Origin of the sequence: Variovorax paradoxus (assembly GCF_022009635.1) — a bacterium.
Taxonomy (GTDB): Bacteria; Pseudomonadota; Gammaproteobacteria; order Burkholderiales; family Burkholderiaceae_C; genus Variovorax.
This window is the reverse complement of record NZ_CP091716.1, coordinates 6,697,685-6,715,126: the sequence shown is the minus strand read 5'-3', so window position 1 is coordinate 6,715,126 and position 17,442 is coordinate 6,697,685. Positions and strand designations below refer to the sequence as shown.

The 17,442-nt window shown below is 70.9% G+C and carries 15 protein-coding genes; 7 read left to right on the top strand and 8 right to left on the bottom strand.

The window, feature by feature from the left end; all coding sequences use genetic code 11:
- Positions 1-2: 2 nt before the first annotated feature.
- The 8 genes from L3V85_RS31475 to L3V85_RS31440 form a co-directional block, all read right to left on the bottom strand.
- Positions 3-500 carry a hypothetical protein gene (locus L3V85_RS31475; protein ID WP_414080169.1) on the bottom strand — a complete coding sequence of 166 codons (498 nt, stop codon included), beginning with the start codon at positions 498-500 and terminating at the stop codon, positions 3-5.
- Between the two features lie 131 nt (positions 501-631).
- The gene (locus L3V85_RS31470; RefSeq protein ID WP_237676518.1) at positions 632-1,294 is read right to left on the bottom strand and encodes a hypothetical protein; all 663 of its coding nucleotides are present in this window, start codon (positions 1,292-1,294) and stop codon (positions 632-634) included.
- A complete protein-coding gene (locus L3V85_RS31465) occupies positions 1,294-2,121 on the bottom strand; it encodes a hypothetical protein (protein ID WP_237676517.1) in 828 nt (275 codons plus the stop codon). The genes L3V85_RS31470 and L3V85_RS31465 overlap by 1 nt, the downstream gene beginning before the upstream one ends.
- Entirely contained in the window at positions 2,118-2,630 is a 513-nt protein-coding gene (locus L3V85_RS31460) for a hypothetical protein (protein ID WP_237676516.1), read from the bottom strand. Before L3V85_RS31460 ends, L3V85_RS31465 begins: the two co-directional genes overlap by 4 nt.
- Before the next feature lie 5 nt (positions 2,631-2,635).
- Complete coding sequence (locus L3V85_RS31455) at positions 2,636-3,232, bottom strand: hypothetical protein (protein WP_237676515.1); 597 nt, start codon at positions 3,230-3,232, stop codon at positions 2,636-2,638.
- Entirely contained in the window at positions 3,225-3,836 is a 612-nt protein-coding gene (locus L3V85_RS31450; RefSeq protein WP_237676514.1) for a hypothetical protein, read from the bottom strand. Before L3V85_RS31450 ends, L3V85_RS31455 begins: the two co-directional genes overlap by 8 nt.
- A gap of 43 nt (positions 3,837-3,879) precedes the next feature.
- Positions 3,880-6,183: a carboxypeptidase-like regulatory domain-containing protein gene (locus tag L3V85_RS31445; RefSeq protein WP_237676513.1), complete on the bottom strand. Its 2,304-nt coding sequence runs from the start codon at positions 6,181-6,183 to the stop codon at positions 3,880-3,882.
- A 136-nt stretch (positions 6,184-6,319) separates the two neighbouring features.
- Positions 6,320-6,466 (bottom strand): hypothetical protein, encoded by a 147-nt coding sequence (locus tag L3V85_RS31440; protein ID WP_237676512.1) that lies wholly within the window; start codon positions 6,464-6,466, stop codon positions 6,320-6,322.
- Here L3V85_RS31440 and htpG point away from each other — a divergent pair.
- The 7 genes from htpG to L3V85_RS31405 all read left to right on the top strand — a co-directional run bounded on the left by htpG (position 6,465) and on the right by L3V85_RS31405 (position 17,420).
- The gene (gene htpG / locus L3V85_RS31435; protein ID WP_237676511.1) at positions 6,465-8,501 is read left to right on the top strand and encodes a molecular chaperone HtpG; all 2,037 of its coding nucleotides are present in this window, start codon (positions 6,465-6,467) and stop codon (positions 8,499-8,501) included. The genes L3V85_RS31440 and htpG overlap by 2 nt on opposite strands.
- A complete protein-coding gene (locus L3V85_RS31430; protein ID WP_237676510.1) occupies positions 8,501-9,112 on the top strand; it encodes a hypothetical protein in 612 nt (203 codons plus the stop codon). Before htpG ends, L3V85_RS31430 begins: the two co-directional genes overlap by 1 nt.
- 52 nt (positions 9,113-9,164) lie before the next feature.
- The gene (locus L3V85_RS31425; protein ID WP_237676509.1) at positions 9,165-10,517 is read left to right on the top strand and encodes an SWIM zinc finger family protein; all 1,353 of its coding nucleotides are present in this window, start codon (positions 9,165-9,167) and stop codon (positions 10,515-10,517) included.
- 61 nt (positions 10,518-10,578) lie between these two features.
- Positions 10,579-12,114: a DUF5691 domain-containing protein gene (locus L3V85_RS31420; protein WP_237676508.1), complete on the top strand. Its 1,536-nt coding sequence runs from the start codon at positions 10,579-10,581 to the stop codon at positions 12,112-12,114.
- Entirely contained in the window at positions 12,111-13,190 is a 1,080-nt protein-coding gene (locus L3V85_RS31415; protein WP_237676507.1) for an ATP-binding protein, read from the top strand. The genes L3V85_RS31420 and L3V85_RS31415 overlap by 4 nt, the downstream gene beginning before the upstream one ends.
- Before the next feature lie 8 nt (positions 13,191-13,198).
- Positions 13,199-15,061 (top strand): ATP-binding protein, encoded by a 1,863-nt coding sequence (locus L3V85_RS31410; protein ID WP_237676506.1) that lies wholly within the window; start codon positions 13,199-13,201, stop codon positions 15,059-15,061.
- Between the two features lie 28 nt (positions 15,062-15,089).
- On the top strand, positions 15,090-17,420 hold the full coding sequence (locus L3V85_RS31405; protein ID WP_237676505.1) for a tetratricopeptide repeat protein: 2,331 nt from the start codon (positions 15,090-15,092) through the stop codon (positions 17,418-17,420).
- Positions 17,421-17,442: the final 22 nt, after the last annotated feature.

Here is a 17,442-nt window from a genome sequence, read left to right as displayed (position 1 = left end):
GGCTACGAGCAGGCCTTGTTGTGGGAGGCGTGCATGCCCTTGGCCTTGGCATCGGCCTCGCTCAGATACTCACCCTTCTTGGTCTTGCCGTAGTAGCGGTCGCCCATGCAGTGGTAGACCTTGGTCTCGTCGTTGGCCCACACCTTGCCGGCACCGCCGCCGGGCGCGGCCGCCATCTTCGTGAGATCGGGCGCGCCGGGTGACTTGGTGGCCGTGCCGGTGCTCGGCGCGACGCCGGTCTTGCCTACGTCGGCCGACTGGGTCTCCACGGCCGGCGCTGCGGCAGCAGGCGCCGCTGCGGCGCTCTTTCCGAACCATGTCTTGATGCCCTTGTGCCCGCGGCAGGCGCCGGCCTTGGTGTCGGGCGAGGCATAGCTGCCGTCCTTGCATTGCACGGTGGTGCCGGCCGGCGCGTCGGCCGGCACTTGCGCCTGTGCGGCGAAAGCGGCGAGGCCGAGGCAGGCGGCGATCCACAGCATCCGGGGATTCTTGTTGTTCATGCAAAGCTCCTGGTGAGTTGGAATGGGGCAACCCGGCAGCTTTAGCGTGCAATCCCAGCGGAAGCTGACTTGGCCCTGCGGCATGGCCGCTCGGCGTGACTTACGGCCGGTTCCGGGCTGCTTCAGCGGGGTCAGGGCGAGCTGGCCGTGAAGGTGACCTGCCCGGTGTAGAGCCCCGCCGGGCGGTTCGTGATGTTGGCGTACGAGAAGGTCCAGTTCGCGGCGCGCTGCGTCACGAGAGTGCCGAAGGCCGTGGGCGTGACGTTCACCGTCCCGCCCGTGCCGGTGTTGGGAATCGCGGGTGCCGGCAGCGTCGGGTCGTCGGTGGCGATGGTGATCTCCGACATCGGGATGGTGTTGGCGCCGCTGGTCAGCGGAGTGCTCGCGGTGGCGCGCAGGGTGATCTGCCCGCCGTTGCTGCGCACCTCCACCGGCAGCGAGACACCCGCTGCGGGCGACACCGCCAGCATCGGCGCGCCGCCATTCCAGTTGGCGGCCGTGTTGTTGCCGGCGACGGGCGTGGTCGGCCCGCCGGGGATAGTGGGCGCGAGCGTGAACGCGGCCGTGTTGATGCTGCCGCTCACGGCCGGCCAGATGCCGTCGCCGAGCCGGAAGAACACGAACTTGTCGATGTTCACGGTGAACTTCAGGTCGGTGAAGGCCGGCGTTCCCAGGCCGGTGGTGGTGGACGTGCCGGCGCGCAGCGGGGCATGAACGGCGACGAGGGCGGCCGCAACCAGCGCGGCGGCGCATGGCAGGGCACTGGCCGCGAAGGGGGCGTGCCCACGCCGCATCAGCGGAACTCCGCGTTCACCTTGAAGCCGCCTTTCTCCCAGTCGAGCGTGCCGCTGGCCTTCAGCGGATACACCGGTGCGGGCGGCGGCCCGTCGGTGGCACCCGTCGCCTTGGGCTGCAGCGCGATCAGGCGGGTCTGCCCCGGCATCACGGGCGTGCCGTCGGGCACCATTTCGAAGCGCTTGCCGGTGGCGTCGGTCGCGTCCAGGCTGCCGTCGAGGCGGCCGTGGGCGTCGCCGGTGTTGCTGACCGTCACGTAGGGCGTGCGCCTGCCCTGCAGTTCGCGCGTGCCGACCTGATTCAGCGCGAGCTTGGGCTCGGCGCCGTTCAGCAACACGTACACCGCCACCGCGATGCGCCCGGTGACCGGCAGGCTCAGGCTGGAGCCGCCCTGGCCGATGGCCGCGCGGTAGGCCGGCTCCACGCCCTCGATGGCCAGCATGAAGCGGCACTCGCCGCGCGGCGCGTCGGCCGGCGGCTCGATCTGGAAGCGGAAGCCCGCCTTGCCGCGCGCCGGCACCTTCACCGTCTTGCGCTCCAGCAGCACCCAGGTGCGGCAACTGCCGGGCTGCAGCGCGTCGAGGTAGGCGATCTCGCCCTCGGGCGAGTAGCTCCAGTCCAGCGTGCGCACGGACACCTCCGTCGGGGTGACGCCCACGTTGTGGATGTCCAGCGACTGGCCCAGCCGGGCGCCGCTCTTGGCCGACAGCTCGAAGCGCGACGGCATGATCGCGATCTCGAACGGAGCGGCCGCCGCGAGCGCGCATCCCGTCGTGGCGGCCAGTGCCAGCAGCGCGCGCGCGAAAGTCCGATGCGGTGGTGTCATGGCAATGTCTCTATTTCAAAATAAGCCTCGAAGCCCAGCGGCATGCCGCGCGACAGCCGCACCTCGCGCACGTCGACCTGCCACGTGAGGTCCAGCGCCTCGTTGAGCCACGCGTCGCGCACCTGTCCGCTCCACACCGGCACCCGGTCGCCGGGGCGCCCGCTGCCGGCGGCGAACAGGCCGTTCGTGCGCCAGCTCACCTGCAGCCCGGCGGGCGAGCGCAGGCCCGGAACCGCCATGGGCAGCACGTAGTAGATGCGCGCCTGCCGCCCCACGTAGCGCGCCGTGGCCAGCCGGTAGTGCACCCGCCCGAAGTCGATGCGCACGAAGGGCGAGACGCTGGCGCCCGGCGTGGTGACGGGCGAGTTGTCGTCCTGCGCGCGCACCTGCGCGCTCGGCGAGGCGGAGTCGTCCAGCCGTTCGACCAGCGCCGCGGCGGGGCCGGGCACGGCCAGCAGCACGGGCAGCAGCACGGGCAGCAGCAAGGCCGTGGTCGCGGTGGCCTTCATGGTCGTCACAGCATCGTTGCCGTGAAGCGCACCGTGCCGCTGTAGCTGCCCGCCGGATACACCGTGGTGTTGGCGTACTGGAAGGTCAGCGTGTTGGACATGAAACGCGTGTCGCCGTTGAGGATGAGCACGGTCGTCGTCGCCGCGTCGAAGCTGGCGAGCGTCTGCACGCCGCCCGCCGCGAAGGCGCCGCTTTGTATGTCGCCCTGGCCGGGGCTGGTCGCGTCGGTCGACACCCAGCTGATCGCGCCGAAGGGAATGACGTTGGTGCCGCAGGTGGCCGAGGTGGTGCAGGTCAGACCCGCCGGCACGGTGGCGGTGAGCGTCACGGGGCGGCTCTCGGGCAGCAGGCGCCCCGGCCGCGCCGGGCTGATGCGGATGGTGATCGACTGCGAGCCGGCGATGGCGGTCCCCGTGGCGAGGCCCGCGTTGGTGCCGGTGGCGTTGAACACCACCTCGTCGATGGCCGCCGCCGAGCCTACCTGCAGGGTGATGCCGTAGGCGGCCGAACTGGTCGGCGCATAGGTGAAGACCGCGTCCGCGCGCGGCGCCAGGCCGGCCAGGAGCGCGATCGCCACCGCCGCGCGCAGCGGCTCAGACACTGGTCGCGGTGTAGGTGATGGTGGTCGTGTAGGTGCCCGGCGTCCAGGTGAGGGCGGTGCCCGTCAGCGAGAACGTCCACGTGCCGGTGGCGACGGTCGAAGGCACGAAGGTGCTCGCCGCGCTGCTGGTGGCCGCCAGCGTCGCGCCGCCGGGGTGCGCCAGGCCCGCGCCGGAAGTCACGCCGATGTTGGCGAGCGCCGGGCCGCCGGTGGGCGCGAAGGCGGCCGCCGTGTAGGTCAGGGAACCGCCGCCGGAGCTGTTGGTCCACGCCGACACCGGCACCGCCGCCGGGTTGGTCACCGTGCCGAGCGTGGGCGCGGTGCCGTCCCAGTTGGCGGCCTCGTTGTTGCCGGCCGTGATGGTCGGCGCGGTGGCCCAGGTGATGGGGGCGGTCCAGCTCAGCGTGTCGCCGGTGCCGGTCTGCGTGCCCACCCGCAGCAGGATCAGCTTGGGCACCGTCACGCTCAGGTTGAGGTGGGCCTGGGCCGTCACGGCGGGCGTGCCGGTGCCGTAGCCGTACTGGCTCTCGGCCAGCGCCACGCCGGCGGCCAGGGCCAGGGCCGTGCCGGCGGCCACGGTGAGCAGTCTCGGGGTTTGTCTCATCTCGGTTTCCTTTGCTTAGCGGTGGAACGAACAAGAAAAGTGGTCACTGCCCGACCTTGATCACGGGGATCGAGGTGCTGGCCTGGCCACGCAGCGGAACATCGACGCTCGCGCCCGCATCGCGCGCCGGCCCCCAGGGCAGCGGCACGGTCTCGGACGTGAGGGTGAGCTGATGGCGCCCCGTGGTCACCAGCGGAAATTCGAAGCGGCCGTCGCGGTCGGTCACGGCGCGGTAGCGGCCGTCGAGCAGCACCTCGACATTGGCGACGCCGCCTTCGCCGATCTGCTGCTGCCCGTCGTTGTTGGCGTCGTAGAACACGCGCCCGGTCACGCTGCCGCCGCCCGCGTTGCCGGTGCGCGCGCCCGCGGTCTGGTAGGCCGAGCCGGCGGAGCCTTCCCAGCGCAGGTAGACGTACACCGTCTTGTCGTTGGTGCGAAAGAGCGTGGGCGTGTTCAGCGCCACCGGCACCGTGGTGGCGCGCGCCTGGTTCAGGTTGGCGGCAATGCCCGCGCGCCAGCCGGGCGCCAGGTCTTTCTCGGCGCTGATCGAGCCCGAGAGGCCGCGGCTGGTGTAGAGGCCGCCGTGCTGCGAGGTGTAGCGCAGGTTGCCTGTCACGCTGAAGCCCTCCGCCATCCAGAAGCGGAACTGCACGCCGGCGGTCGGGTAGTTGCGGGTGACGCCGCTGCTCTGGTCGCGCGCGTAGCCCAGCGTGGTGGTGAGCTCGGGGCGCATGGTCTCGAAGCGCCCGCCGATCCAGTCCTGCTCCCACTGCAGTTCCTGCCCGGTGGCGGTGCCGTCGCCGAGCACGATGGCTTCGTTGCGCCGCACCGAGAGGCTGAAGCGGCTGCGCGGCCAGTCGAAGAAACGCGTCTGGTAGAAGGCGTCCGCGTAGACGCTGCGAAAGCGGCTGCCCGGGCTCTGCGCCTGCGAGGCCGCGCCGGTCGACGCGCCTTCGTAGCGCATCTGCATCAGGTTCAGGCTGCCGCCGAACGAGGTGTTGCGGTCCAGCAGGTACTGGAAGTTGCCGCTCGCGCTGGCGCGGCGATAGCCGAAGAGGTTGAAGCTGTCGTTGGGCGCCGCGCGCTCGAAGTCGAGCGCGCCGCCCCAGTTCATGCGGCTGTCGCTGCGGTCGATGCGCCAGTAGGCGCCGCGCGTGCCGGTGGCCAGCGGGTAGTCGCCGAAGTAGAGATTGGGCCGGGCCGTGTACGCGCCCAGCTCGTGACGGTATGCGCCGGTGCGCGCGCTGGCTTCCACGAAGAGCCCTTGCGAGCTGTCCGTGCGCGCGAGCGGGACCAGTGACGAACTGGTCCGGCTGCCCACCAGCGTGGCGCGGCCCTTGATGTCGCCGTCGCGCAGCAACTCGCTGCCATAGCCGATCGACGTGGCCCAGCTCGTGACGTCCCTGCGGCCGATGCCCTGCGCGCTGAGCGGGTCGTAGTAGTACGCCGGAATGTTGCGGGCCTGGTCGATCTGGAACGACGTGAACCACCGCTCCCCCAGCCGCTTGGTGAGGCCGAGCCATCCCAGCGTGCCCTGACTCTTCTCGAAGCCCGGATAAGGCCCGCCCGCGAGGTTGCCGCGCTCGCCGAAACCCGCGCGCACGTCGAGGTCGGAACTGAAGATGCGCGTGGACGCGCCGCGCACCGTGGTCGAGCCCAGCGAGAGACGGTAGTTGCGCGACAGGCCGTCGGTGAGTTCGCTGTAGATGTCGCCCACCGCAGTGTCGGCGAAGGTCCGCGTGGTCAGCGGAAAGCCCAGGTTGCGCAGCGTGAAGCGTCCGCTGGTGGCCTCGCGCGCATAGCCCAGCGAGCCGATGCCGCCGCCGCTCAGGAAGCTGTCGCCGCTCAGGTGGCGCGCATCGGCCTGCAGCACGAATTCGCCGTAGTTGAGCGTCTCGCGGCGGTACTCGAAGCGCTGGCCGAATTCGCTCGCGCGCTGGCGGCCGTAGCCGGTGCTGGTGGCATCGCCGAAGCCGATGCGGCTTTCCACCAGCCAAGCGCGAAAGCCCTGCGGCTGCTCGGCCTCGGGCGCGGCGTCGCCGGCAGCGGACGCGTCGGGGTTCATGAAGCGGTCTTCGTAGGCCTTGGGCGCGGCATCGATGAGCGCCTTCAGCCGCGCCTGTTCGGCCTGCGCGCGATCGATGGATTCGATGCGCGCGTCAGCCACGACGGGGGCTGGCGTCGCCGCCGGGTTGTTCTTCACCGGGGCGGCGGGCTGCGCGGTCTGGGCCTGCGCGCACGACAGTCCCGCGATGGCGCCTGCGCATCCGAGCCACATGTGCGCGAAGGTCGGGCGCCAGCGTGCTCCGGCGGGACCGACCGCAGTCCACAGTGTCACTCGAATCATCAAACGACATCCCTGTTTTCCCGGGGCGTTGCCGCCCTGTTCCGAATCGAGGAACAGGATATTTCAGAAATGTCATCTATGGTAACTTTTCATGTCTCGAAGGGTTTTCTCAGAGGGCGGCGTTGGTTTTTGCTCTTCAGCAATGCGCAAAATGAAGCCTTTCTATTTCGCCGGCTTCTTGATGAAGTCGAAGGGCCTCCTCATTTGAGAAAGTCGGCGCGCCGTCACCTTGCGGCCGCCGCATCGACTTAGAATTTTTTGGATCCGATATTTCTTTTTCCATGGCTGATTCCTCCAATACCAAACTCCCCTTCCAGGCTGAAGTCGCGCAACTGCTGCACCTCGTCACGCATGCGCTTTATTCGAACAAGGAAATCTTCCTGCGCGAGCTGATCTCGAATGCATCGGACGCATGCGACAAGCTGCGCTTCGAGGCGCTCGACCACCCCGAGCTGTACGAAGGCCAGTCCGAGCTCGACGTGCGCCTGAGCTTCGACAAGGCCGCGCGCACCATCACCATCACCGACAAGGGCATCGGCCTGTCGCGCCAGGAAGCCATCGACAACCTCGGCACCATCGCCAAGAGCGGCACCAAGGACTTCATGAGCAAGCTCAGCGGCGACCAGAAGGCCGACGCGCAGCTCATCGGCCAGTTCGGCGTGGGCTTCTATTCGGGCTTCATCGTGGCGGACAGGATCAGCGTCGAATCGCGCCGCGCGGGCCTGCCGGCCGACCAGGGCGTGCGCTGGGTCAGCGGCGGCGCCGGCGACTTCGAGGTGGCCGACATCACCCGCGCCGAGCGCGGCACCAGCATCACGCTGCACCTGCGCGACGACGCCGACGAATACCTCAACGCCTGGAAGCTCAAGCAGATCGTCGGCAAGTACTCCGACCACATCTCCCTGCCCATCCTCATGGAAAAGGAAGAGTGGAAGGAAGGCGAGAACGACCAGCCCGGCGACATGGTGAAGACCGGCGAATGGGAAACCGTCAACAAGGCCAACGCCCTGTGGAGCCGCCCCAAGAAGGACATCACCCCCGAGCAGTACGAAGAGTTCTACAAGAGCATCAGCCACGACTACGAGGCGCCGCTCGCCTGGAGCCACAACCGCGTGGAAGGCAGCACCGAATACACGCAGCTGCTCTACATCCCCGCCAAGGCCCCGTTCGACCTGTGGAACCGCGACAAGAGCGCGGGCGTCAAGCTCTACGTCAAGCGCGTCTTCATCATGGACGACGCCGAGGCGCTGCTGCCCAGCTACCTGCGCTTCGTCAAGGGCGTGATCGACTCGGCCGACCTGCCGCTGAACGTGAGCCGCGAGCTGCTGCAGGAAAGCCGCGACGTGAAGGCGATCCGCGAAGGCAGCACCAAGCGCGTGCTCGGCATGCTCGAAGACCTGGCGAAGAAGCAGAAGACCGGCCCTGAAAGCGGCGAAGGCAAGATCGACGTGGGCTCGGGCGAATCGGTGCCGGCGCCGGAGCCGACCGAAGCCGTGACCGACGTGGTCGACAAGAACGCGCCCACCGCCGCCGAAACCGCCGCCGCGGCTGCCGACGAATCGGGCAAGTACGCCAAGTTCTACGCCGAGTTCGGCGCGGTGCTGAAAGAAGGCCTGGGCGAGGACATGGGCAACCGCGAGCGCATCGCCAAGCTGCTGCGCTACGCCTCGACCACCACCGACGCGGTGAGCGTGAGCTTCGCGGACTACAAGGCACGCATGAAGGAAGGCCAGGACGCGATCTACTACATCACGGCCGACACCCTGGCCGCTGCCAAGAACAGCCCGCAGCTCGAAGTCTTCAAGAAGAAGGGCATCGAGGTGCTGCTCATGACCGACCGCGTCGACGAGTGGGCACTGAACTACCTGAACGAATTCGACGGCACCCCGCTGCAGAGCGTGGCCAAGGGCGCGGTCGACCTCGGCAAGCTGCAGGACGAAGCCGAGAAGAAGGCCGCCGAGGAAGCCGCCGAGTCGTTCAAGCCGCTGCTCGAAAAGCTCAAGGAAGCGCTCAAGGACAAGGCCGAAGACGTGCGCGTGACCACCCGCCTTGTCGATTCGCCCGCCTGCCTCGTGGTGCAGGACGGCGGCATGAGCACGCAGCTCGCGCGCATGCTCAAGCAGGCCGGCCAGCCCGCGCCCGAGCTCAAGCCGGTGCTCGAAGTCAACGCCGAGCATCCGCTGGTGAAGAAGCTCGAAGGCTCGTCGCACTTCGACGACCTCGCGAACATCCTGTTCGACCAGGCCCTGCTGGCCGAAGGCGGCCTGCCGGCCGATCCGGCGGCCTACGTGAGGCGCGTCAACGCGCTGCTGGTGTGATGGCACGGCCGCGCATCCGTGCAGCAGCAACGGCCACCGTTCCGGCGGCGCTGTTGTTGCTCCTGATGGGCGGCTGTTCTCACTACCAGATCGGCATTCCGCTGGTGCCGGGGCTCTCGTTGGGGCTCGGCGCCACCAAGGACGGCAATTTCTCGGTCGGGCTCAACACCGGCTTCGGCCCGCTCGGCGCGGGCGTGGCCGTGAACAACGGCGGCCAGGTGTCGGGCTCGACCGGCATCGGTGTCGGCGTGGGGCCGGTGGCCACGGGGATCAGCAAGGGCGCGGTGCTCTATGACCCGAAGGCCGCCGCGGCGCCCGTCGTGCCGGCGTCGACCGTGGCTCCGGCCGCGGTCACCGTGACGCCGGCGCCGGGTACGCCCGCTCCCGTGCTGTATTCGACGCCTGCCGCGCCTTTCACGCCGATCGCGCCCGTGGCCCAGGCTGCCGCCGCTCCGACGGCTCCTGCCGCGCCCGCCAGGCCGCCTCTCTTCAAGATCACGCGCCCGCCGCCCGAGCCTGCGGTGAACGTGACCTACCGCACGCCGGCCGTTGCGGCCGCGGCGGCCTCGGCCCGCGAGGCCGGCACGCCGGGCAATCCCGTCGCGCCCTGATGGCCGCGTCTTTTCAATCATCCGCGCCGCGGACCGGCGCGAGGGTGCCCCGATGAGTCTCAGCACAGAAGCCGTCCTGGCGCTCGCCCCCGACGATGCGTCGGCCAAGGCCGCCAAGGGTTTGCTCGCACCGGCCAAGTGGCCCACGCTCGCGTTCTCCGACACCGCCGTGTGGGGCGAATGCCAGGGCAGCGGCAGCAAGCCGTACCAGACCCAGGTCGACCTCACGGGCCCGGTGTTCCGCTGCTCCTGCCCGAGCCGCAAATTCCCCTGCAAGCACGGCCTGGCGCTGATGCTGCTGCGCGCGCAGAGCGAAGCCAGCTTCACGCAGGGCGAGCCGCCGCCGTGGGTGGCCGAATGGCTCGCCTCGCGCCGCGAGAAAGCCGAAAAGAAAGAAGCCCGCGCCGCCGAACCGCCGGCCGCGCCCGATCCCGCCGCGGCCGCCAAGCGCGACGCGCAGCGCTGGAAGCGCATCGAGGCCGGCACGCAGGAACTGGCGCGCTGGCTCGACGACCAGACGCAGCGCGGCCTGGCCTCGCTCGGCAGCGAGCAGCAGCAAGCCTGGAGCGCGATGGCCGCGCGCATGGTCGACGCGCAGGCGCCGGGGCTCGGCCAGCGCATCACGCAGGCGGCCGAACTCATCGGCGTGGGCGAGGGTTGGCCCGCGCGGCTGCTCGACCGGCTCGGGCGGCTGCAGCTGATCGTCGATGCGGTGCCGCGCCGCGAATCGCTGTCGCCTGCCACGCTGGCCGACCTGCGCACCGCGCTCGGCTGGCCGCAGGACCGCGAGGCGCTGCTCGCCGAGGGCGAACGCGTGAGCGACCACTGGCTGGTGCTGGGCCAGTGCATCGACGAGCGCGACACCCGGCTGGTCGAGCGCCATGTATGGCTGCAAGGCCGCGCGAGCGGGCGCCGCGCGCTGCTGCTCGACTACGCCCACGGCGGCCGCGGCTTCGAGACCGGCTGGGTCAGCGGCAGCGAACGCGCGGCGGTGCTGTGCTTCTATCCGGGCCACGCCTCGCAGCGCGCGCTGGTGGCCGAGCTGCCGTCCGATGCGCCCGCCACGGCTGCCCCCGCCAATGACACGCCCGATGACGAATGGCAGCGCATGGCGCGGCAGATCGCCGCCAACCCCTGGCAGCCGCTGCTGCCGATGGTGTGGCCCGACGCCGTGCCCAGCCGCGACGGCGAGCGCTGGTGGCTGCGCCTGGGCGGCGCGCCGCAGGCGCTGCCGATGCAGATCGCCGCGCAGGAAGCCTGGCAACTGCTGGCCCATTCGGGCGGCGCGCCGTTGCGAGTGTTCGGCGAATGGGACGGCGAACAGTTCGCGCCGCTCACCGCATGGCCGACGGGTGCGGCGGTCGGCAGCGCGCCGGTCTGGACGCTGACGGGAGTGCGGATATGAGCGCAGCGCCGGGCCGCCCCAAGCAAGCTCGCACCGCAGTGCGAAGCACGGAGGTCATCGAATGAGCCACTGGAACCAACTGCTGCAGGCTGCGCTCGTCGGCACCTCGCGCCAGCCCGTGCCTCCGGCCGGAGGCATGGCCGGCGAATTCGCCGCACTGCTGCAAGCGCTGCAAGGCGGCGAGGCACAGGGCCAGTTGCTGCGCATGGCGGGGGCCGTCGCTGTCGGCCGGCGCGCGGGCTTCGTCGCGCCGAGCCTGCCGCCATCCGACGCGCCCGTCGCCGCCAACGACGAACGCCCCGAACTCAAGGAACCCGCGCTGCAGGCCGCCATTGCCGATGCGCTGTCGAGCGGCCCGCTGCGCCTGCAGCACGAAGGCCTGGCAGCGCTCGCGGCCGCCGGCCTGCGCCTGCCGAACAGCCTGTTGCCCGTGGCGCTCGACGCCGGCCGCCGCGCCATCGACCTGCGGCCCGTCGTGACGCCCGCGCTCGGCGAACGCGGCCTCTGGCTCGCCGCGCGCAACGACGACTGGCGCTACGCCGTCGGCGCCAGCGAGCAGGCCGATGCGCGGACGCGCTGGGACGAAGGCAGCCTCGACCAACGCGTTGCGGTGCTGCGCGAACAGCGCCAGGGCGACCCGGCCGGCGCGCGCGAACGCCTCGCCGCCGAGCTGCAGCAACTCCCCGCCAAGGACCGCGCCGCGCTGCTCGGCGCGCTCGCCGAGAACCTCGGCCCCGACGACGAGACGCTGATCGACGCCCAGCTCAAGGACCGCGCCCGCGACGTCCGCCAGGCGGCAGTCGAACTGCTGCAGCGCCTGCCGCAGAGCGCGCACGCGCAGCGCATCGCGGCCTTCCTCGACCCGCTGCTGAAGCAGGACGGCGCCGCATGGCGCATCGATGCCCCCGAAGCCGCCGACCCGCGCTGGAAGGACGACGCCATCGACCCCGCGCGCCCCACGCACGAGGGCCTCGGCGAGCGCGCATGGTGGCTCTACCAGCTCGTGCGCCAGGCACCGCTGTCGTGGTGGACCGCGCGCACCGGCATGACGCCCGCCGCGCTGCTCGACTGGGCCGCCGCTGGCGACTGGAAAGACGCGCTGCTGCGCGGCTGGAACGACGCCGTCGTCGCCGCGCCCGACCACGACTGGTGCGATGCCATGCTCGATCGTCCGCGCGCCCAGCGTGCCTGGGTCGGCCAGTTGCTCGCGCTGCTGCCGCGCGCGCGGCGCGAGCGCCACTGGCTCGCTGAACTCGGCGCCGAAGGCAACGGCGTGCAGGACGTGGTGGGCTTTGCCGACCAGGCCTGCGCGCCCGGCGAAACGCCGTCGGCCGAGCTGTCCGCCAGGCTGGCCGCCGCGCTGCGCATGCGCGTGGTGCGCGGCGACCTGGCCAACGACTACATGCTGCGCCAGGTGCTCACCAGCGCCGCCGCGCTGCTGCATTCCTCGGCGCTGCCCGCGCTGGCCGACCTGCCGCGCGCCGCCGAAGAAACACCCGGCACCGCCAACGCGCTGGCCGACACCGCGCGCATCGTGCGCGCGCGCCAGCTGTTCCTCACCCTTTCATCTTCTTCTTCATCTCAAGGCCGTCCATGAGCAATGTCCTGCGCCAGCATGCCGAACAGCAATTCGCCGAAGAACTCGATGCGCTACAGAAGGTCGACGACCGGCAGCGCCCCGCCAACTGGAAGCTCTCGCCCTGGGCCGTGCTCACCTACCTGATGGGCGGCAAGCTCGCCAGCGGCTTCGAAGTCAGCCCCAAGTACATCGGCAATTCGCGGCTGATGGAAATCGCGGTCTCCACGCTGGCGACCGACCGCGCGCTGCTGCTGTACGGCGTGCCGGGCACGGCCAAGTCGTGGGTGTCGGAGCATCTGGCCGCCGCCGTGAGCGGCGACTCCACCATGCTGATCCAGGGCACCGCCGGCACCAGCGAAGAGCAGCTGCGCTACGGCTGGAACTACGCCGAGCTGCTGGCCCACGGCCCGTCCGACAAGGCGCTGGTGCCCAGCCCGCTGGTGCACGCCATGCGCCTGGGCAAGATCGCGCGCGTCGAGGAACTCACCCGCATCCCGGCCGACGTGCAGGACACGCTGATCACCGTGCTCTCCGAAAAGACGCTGCCCATTCCCGAACTCGGCAGCGAGGTGCAGGCGGTACGCGGCTTCTCGGTGATCGCCACCGCCAACAACCGCGACAAGGGCGTGAACGAGCTGTCGAGCGCGCTCAAGCGCCGCTTCAACACCGTGGTGCTGCCGGTGCCGTCGAGCGAGGCAGAGGAAGTGCAGATCGTGGTCAAGCGCGTGGGCGAACTGGGCCGCGCGCTTGCGCTGCCGGCCGAGCCGCCGGCGCTGCAGGAAGTGCGCCGCGTGGTGCAGATCTTCCGCGAGCTGCGCAACGGCCAGACCGAGGACGGCAAGACGCGCATCAAGTCGCCCAGCTCCACGCTCTCCACCGCCGAGGCCATCTCGGTCATCAACAGCGGCATGGCGCTGGCCGGCCACTTCGGCGACGGCGTGCTGCGCTCGGCCGACGTGGCGTCGGGCCTGCTCGGCGCCGTCATCAAGGACCCGGTGCAGGACCAGGTGGTGTGGAAGGAGTACCTGGAGACCGTGGTGAAGGAACGCAGCGACTGGAAGGACCTGTACCGCGCCTGCCGCGAGCAGCTGTGAGCGCGCCGATGTCGGACTTTCCACCGCCGGACCTTCCCCCGCAGACTCCGGCGCTGCAGACCACCCAGGTGCACCTGGACGGCCTGTTCGACGTGCTGGCCAAGCACCTGTATTCCACGCCGGTGGTGGCCATCCGCGAGCTGATCCAGAACGCGCATGACTCCATCTCGCGCCGCCGCCTCGAAGACCCGTCGTTCACCGAGGCCGGCCGCATCGACGTGCTGGCCGACGAGGCGGCGCAGACCCTCGTCATCCGCGACAACGGCTCGGGCCTGACCGAGCAGGAACTGCACCGGTACCTCGCCACGCTGGGCAACGGCTACACGCGGCAGCTGCGCGCGTCCGACAAGGACGGCAGCGACGAGCTCATCGGCCTGTTCGGGCTGGGCTTTCTCTCGGCCTTCGTGGTGGCCGAGCAGGTGCTGGTGAACAGCACTTCGTTCCAGTCGCCCGGCGAAGGCTGGCGCTACCGCTCGTCGGACGGGCGGCGCTACGCGGTGCAGGCCATCGACGCACGGCCCGTGGGCACCGAGATCCATCTGGCGATGCGCAGCGACTTCAACCACCTGTGCTCGGCCGGCGTGCTCAAGAAGGTGCTGGGGCGCTACTGCGCGCTGCTGCGCGAGCCGCTGTGGTTCGACGACGAATGCGTCAATGCCGACGCGCCGCCGTGGCGCGCCGCCGCCGACGGCGTGGTGGTGCACCCCGCGGTGTTGCAGCGCCAGCGCATGGCCTTCGCGGCGCGCATGGAGCGGCACTTCGAGCCCATCTGCGTGATCCCCGTGGAGCCCGAGGGCGACAGCGACGCGCGCGGCCTGCTGTGGGTGCAGGACGGCGCCACCTACGGCACCAGCGACAACCGCCACCTGAGCGTGTACGTGCGCGGCATGCTGCTGGACGACGAGGCGCGCGACCTGCTGCCGGTGTGGGCCGGCTTCATCGGCGGCGTGATCGAGTCGAACGCGCTCACGCCCACCGCCAGCCGCGAAGATCTGCAGCGCGACGCCGCCTACCAGGCCACGCGCGCCCATATCCAGGACGCGCTGATCCGCGGTCTGGCCGACCTCTCGCAGTCGCAGGCACCGGCCTGGAGCCGCCTGCTCACGCGCCACAACGAGGCGCTGCTGGGCGCCGCGCTGTGCGAGGACGAGCTCTTCACCATGCTGGCCGACGCCGTGCGCCTGCCCACCAGCCAGGGCGACCTGCCGGTGCGCAGCCTGGTGCGCGAAGGCCGCATCCACCTGAGCCTGGGCCAGAGCGGCGGCTTCGAGGACGTGCTGTTCCGCGCGCTGCAGGTGCCCGTGGCGCGCGGCGACCGCTATGCCGTGGCCGGCTTCCTGCGCCAGTGGGTGCGCGATCGCGGCGTGCAGCTCATCGAGATCGGCACCGCCGCCGGCAACGCCCGCATGTTCCGCGGCGAAGACCTGCCCGAGAGCGAACTCGCATGGCTGCGCGAACACCTCGCATGGGGCGAGCTGGTGGTGCCCGCGCGCTTCGTGTCGCCCGAGCTGCCGCTGATCGCCGTGCCCGACCGCGAGGCGCAGTTGAAGGCGCGGCTGGAGACCGACGAGGCCCGGAAGCGCATGGCCGGCGCCGCGCTCAGCCTGGCGCGCGCGTTCACCCAGCGCATCGACGCGAGCGTGTCGGCGCGGCTTTACGTGAACCTCGACAACCCGGCCATCCAGGCGCTGCTGCAAAGCCACCGCGAAGGCCGCGCCGTGCCCGCGCATGCGGTCGCGCTGCTGCGCAGCTTCAAGGCCATCATGGCGCCGGGCGGGGAGGAACTGAAGGGCCAGCCGCCGCTGGTCGAGCTGCTGGCCGATTTCAGCCAGGCCGTGGCCGCGCTCTGCGCGCCGCGCGCGGCCTCCTAGAAAAAACCAAAGAGAGAGGATCAACACGATGGACAGCTTCGCCTGGGTCAACGACCTGTCGGACCGGCTCGAGGAAGAAGGCCAGCAGCGCCTGGCCTACCTGATTCACGACGTGCCGCACCAGCAGTTCCAGGGCAACCATGCGCTGGTCGAGGCGCTGGTGCCCGAGGCGCTGGCCAGCGCGCGCGGCCTGGGCATCGCGTGGCTCGACGTGTACTTCAAGCACTGGCTGTGCGCCTCGCGCGTGGCGCGCCATCACGGCGAGTCTCAGCTCGGCGAAGTGGTCGATGCCTACGAGCAGGCGCACCAGGACAAGACCCAGGGCTGCCCGCAGAGCGTGTGCGTCACGCAGGACCTGGTGGCCACCTACGCCAATGTCGACGGGCCCGGCTGGGCCAACGAGCGCCTCGCGGTCTGCGACGAGACGCTGGCGCGCATCGACCCGAGCTGGGGCTGCTTCGGCTGCCTGAGCATCGAGCGCGCCAATGCCATGGGCGACCAGGGCCAGCCGCGCGAGGCCGTGCTGTACCTGAAGAGCCAGCGCGACGCGCAGCGCCGCGCTGGCGAGGAAGTGACCACGCTGTTCGTCACCACCGAGGTCGAGCAATGGCTCGCGGCCGGCGACCCGCACACCGCGCTCAAGCTGCTCGACGACTCCGAGGACGAAGCCGACGAGGACGATCGCCGCGAGCAGTCGGCCCGCCTGCTGCAGCGCAGCCGCGCGCTCGCGCTGGCCGGCGATCCACGTGCCGGCTGGGACCTGCTGCCGGCATTCGGCGACATCGAGGTGGCCGACCATGTGTCGTGGTGCCGCGCCGCCGTGGCCGCCGCGCGCGCATTGCCCGAACTCAACACGCCCGCGTTGGGCCACGCGCTGCGGACCACCATCGAGCACCTGCACACCGTCGGCAGCCACCGCCTGCTGATCGACCTCGCGCTGGCGCAGGCCGAACTGGCCGGCGCGCGGCAGGTGCCGTGGCTGGCGGCGCAGGCCGTGGCGCGTGCGGGCCATCACGTGCCGCTGCTGCGCGAGGACTTCGGCGCCGCCGACAAGGTGCGGCGCGCCGGGCAGGCGCTCGCCGCCGTCGTGCCGAGGCCCGCGCCCTGCGCACCCGAAGAGTTGCCCGGCTGGCTGCGCTCGCCCGAGGCCGAGGGCCTGTCGAACGAGACCGTCATCCAGTGGCTGGAACAGGCGCACCAGGCGCTGCCCGGCGACGAGGGGCTGGCGATGCTGCTGGCCTCCGCACTGTCGAACTACGGCTGCCACGACGAGGCGCGCAGCCGGCTGCAGGCCATGGTGCTGGCGGCGCCGCAATCGGTCGCGCTGCAGAACCACTGGTTCGGCCTGTGCTTCAGCGCCGGCGACCTGGACGCCATCGAGGAACAGGCGCGCCGCATCGAGGCCGCGCAGCCGGCCATGGCCGCGTGGTACCGCGCGCGCATCGCCTTCAGGGAAGGGCGCTACGCGCAGGTCGGCCCGCTGGTCGAGCAGGTGCTGGCGCACGACCCCGAGGCCACGGCCACGCGCCGCCTCTGGGCCGACGCGGCCATGGAACTGAAGGACTTCGACACGGCCGTGGCGCAGCGCCGCATGGTGCTTGCCGCCGACGAAGCGCCCGAGCCGGGCCGCCGCTGGGAGCTGCTGATCGCCGCCAGCGCGGCAGGCCTGTGGGCCGACGTGCGCGCGCAGGCCCGCGCGCTCGAGATGGAACTCGAGGCCGGCGAGCCCGACGACGCCGTCATCGAGGAAGACTGGGGCCTGGTCTACCTGCGCTGCGAGGAAAACGGCCGCGAGCGCGACGTGCTCGCGCGCCGCACCGGCCCGGCCACCGCGCGCATCGTGCAGCCCTCGCCGCGCGGCCTCGGCCAGCGCCTGGACGACTGGGTGGTGTTCGAGCCCAAGCTGGCCGAGCAGCCGCCCGAGGACGAGGAAGAACTGCGCACCTACACCCGCGTCTTCACCGCGCCGTTGCACGTGCTGGAGAAGGGCCCGTACGGCCCGAGCTACATGATCGACGGCGTGCACCCGGGCGAGGAAAGCGTGAGCGCCCTGCGCGACGCGCTCCACGAGGCGGGCTGGAGCACCTGGCAGTACAGCAACGACAACTACCGGGTGAGCGATGCCGACGCGGGAGGCGAAGACGGGGAAGGCGGCGATGACGAAGAAGACGGCGACGAAGCCGACCTTCCCGGCCTCTACCTTGCAGTGACGGCACCCGCCAACGTGCCGCCGCGCGCCATCGCGGCGCGCGTGGCGGCGCTGTGCAAGGGCCACCAGCTGTGCTGGACCGAGCTGGCCCGCGCGGCCGGCGAGCCGACCGAATGGCACGAGGCCATGGAAGCGCGCTACGGGCTCTGAGCCCCGGCATCTTCATTTTCCC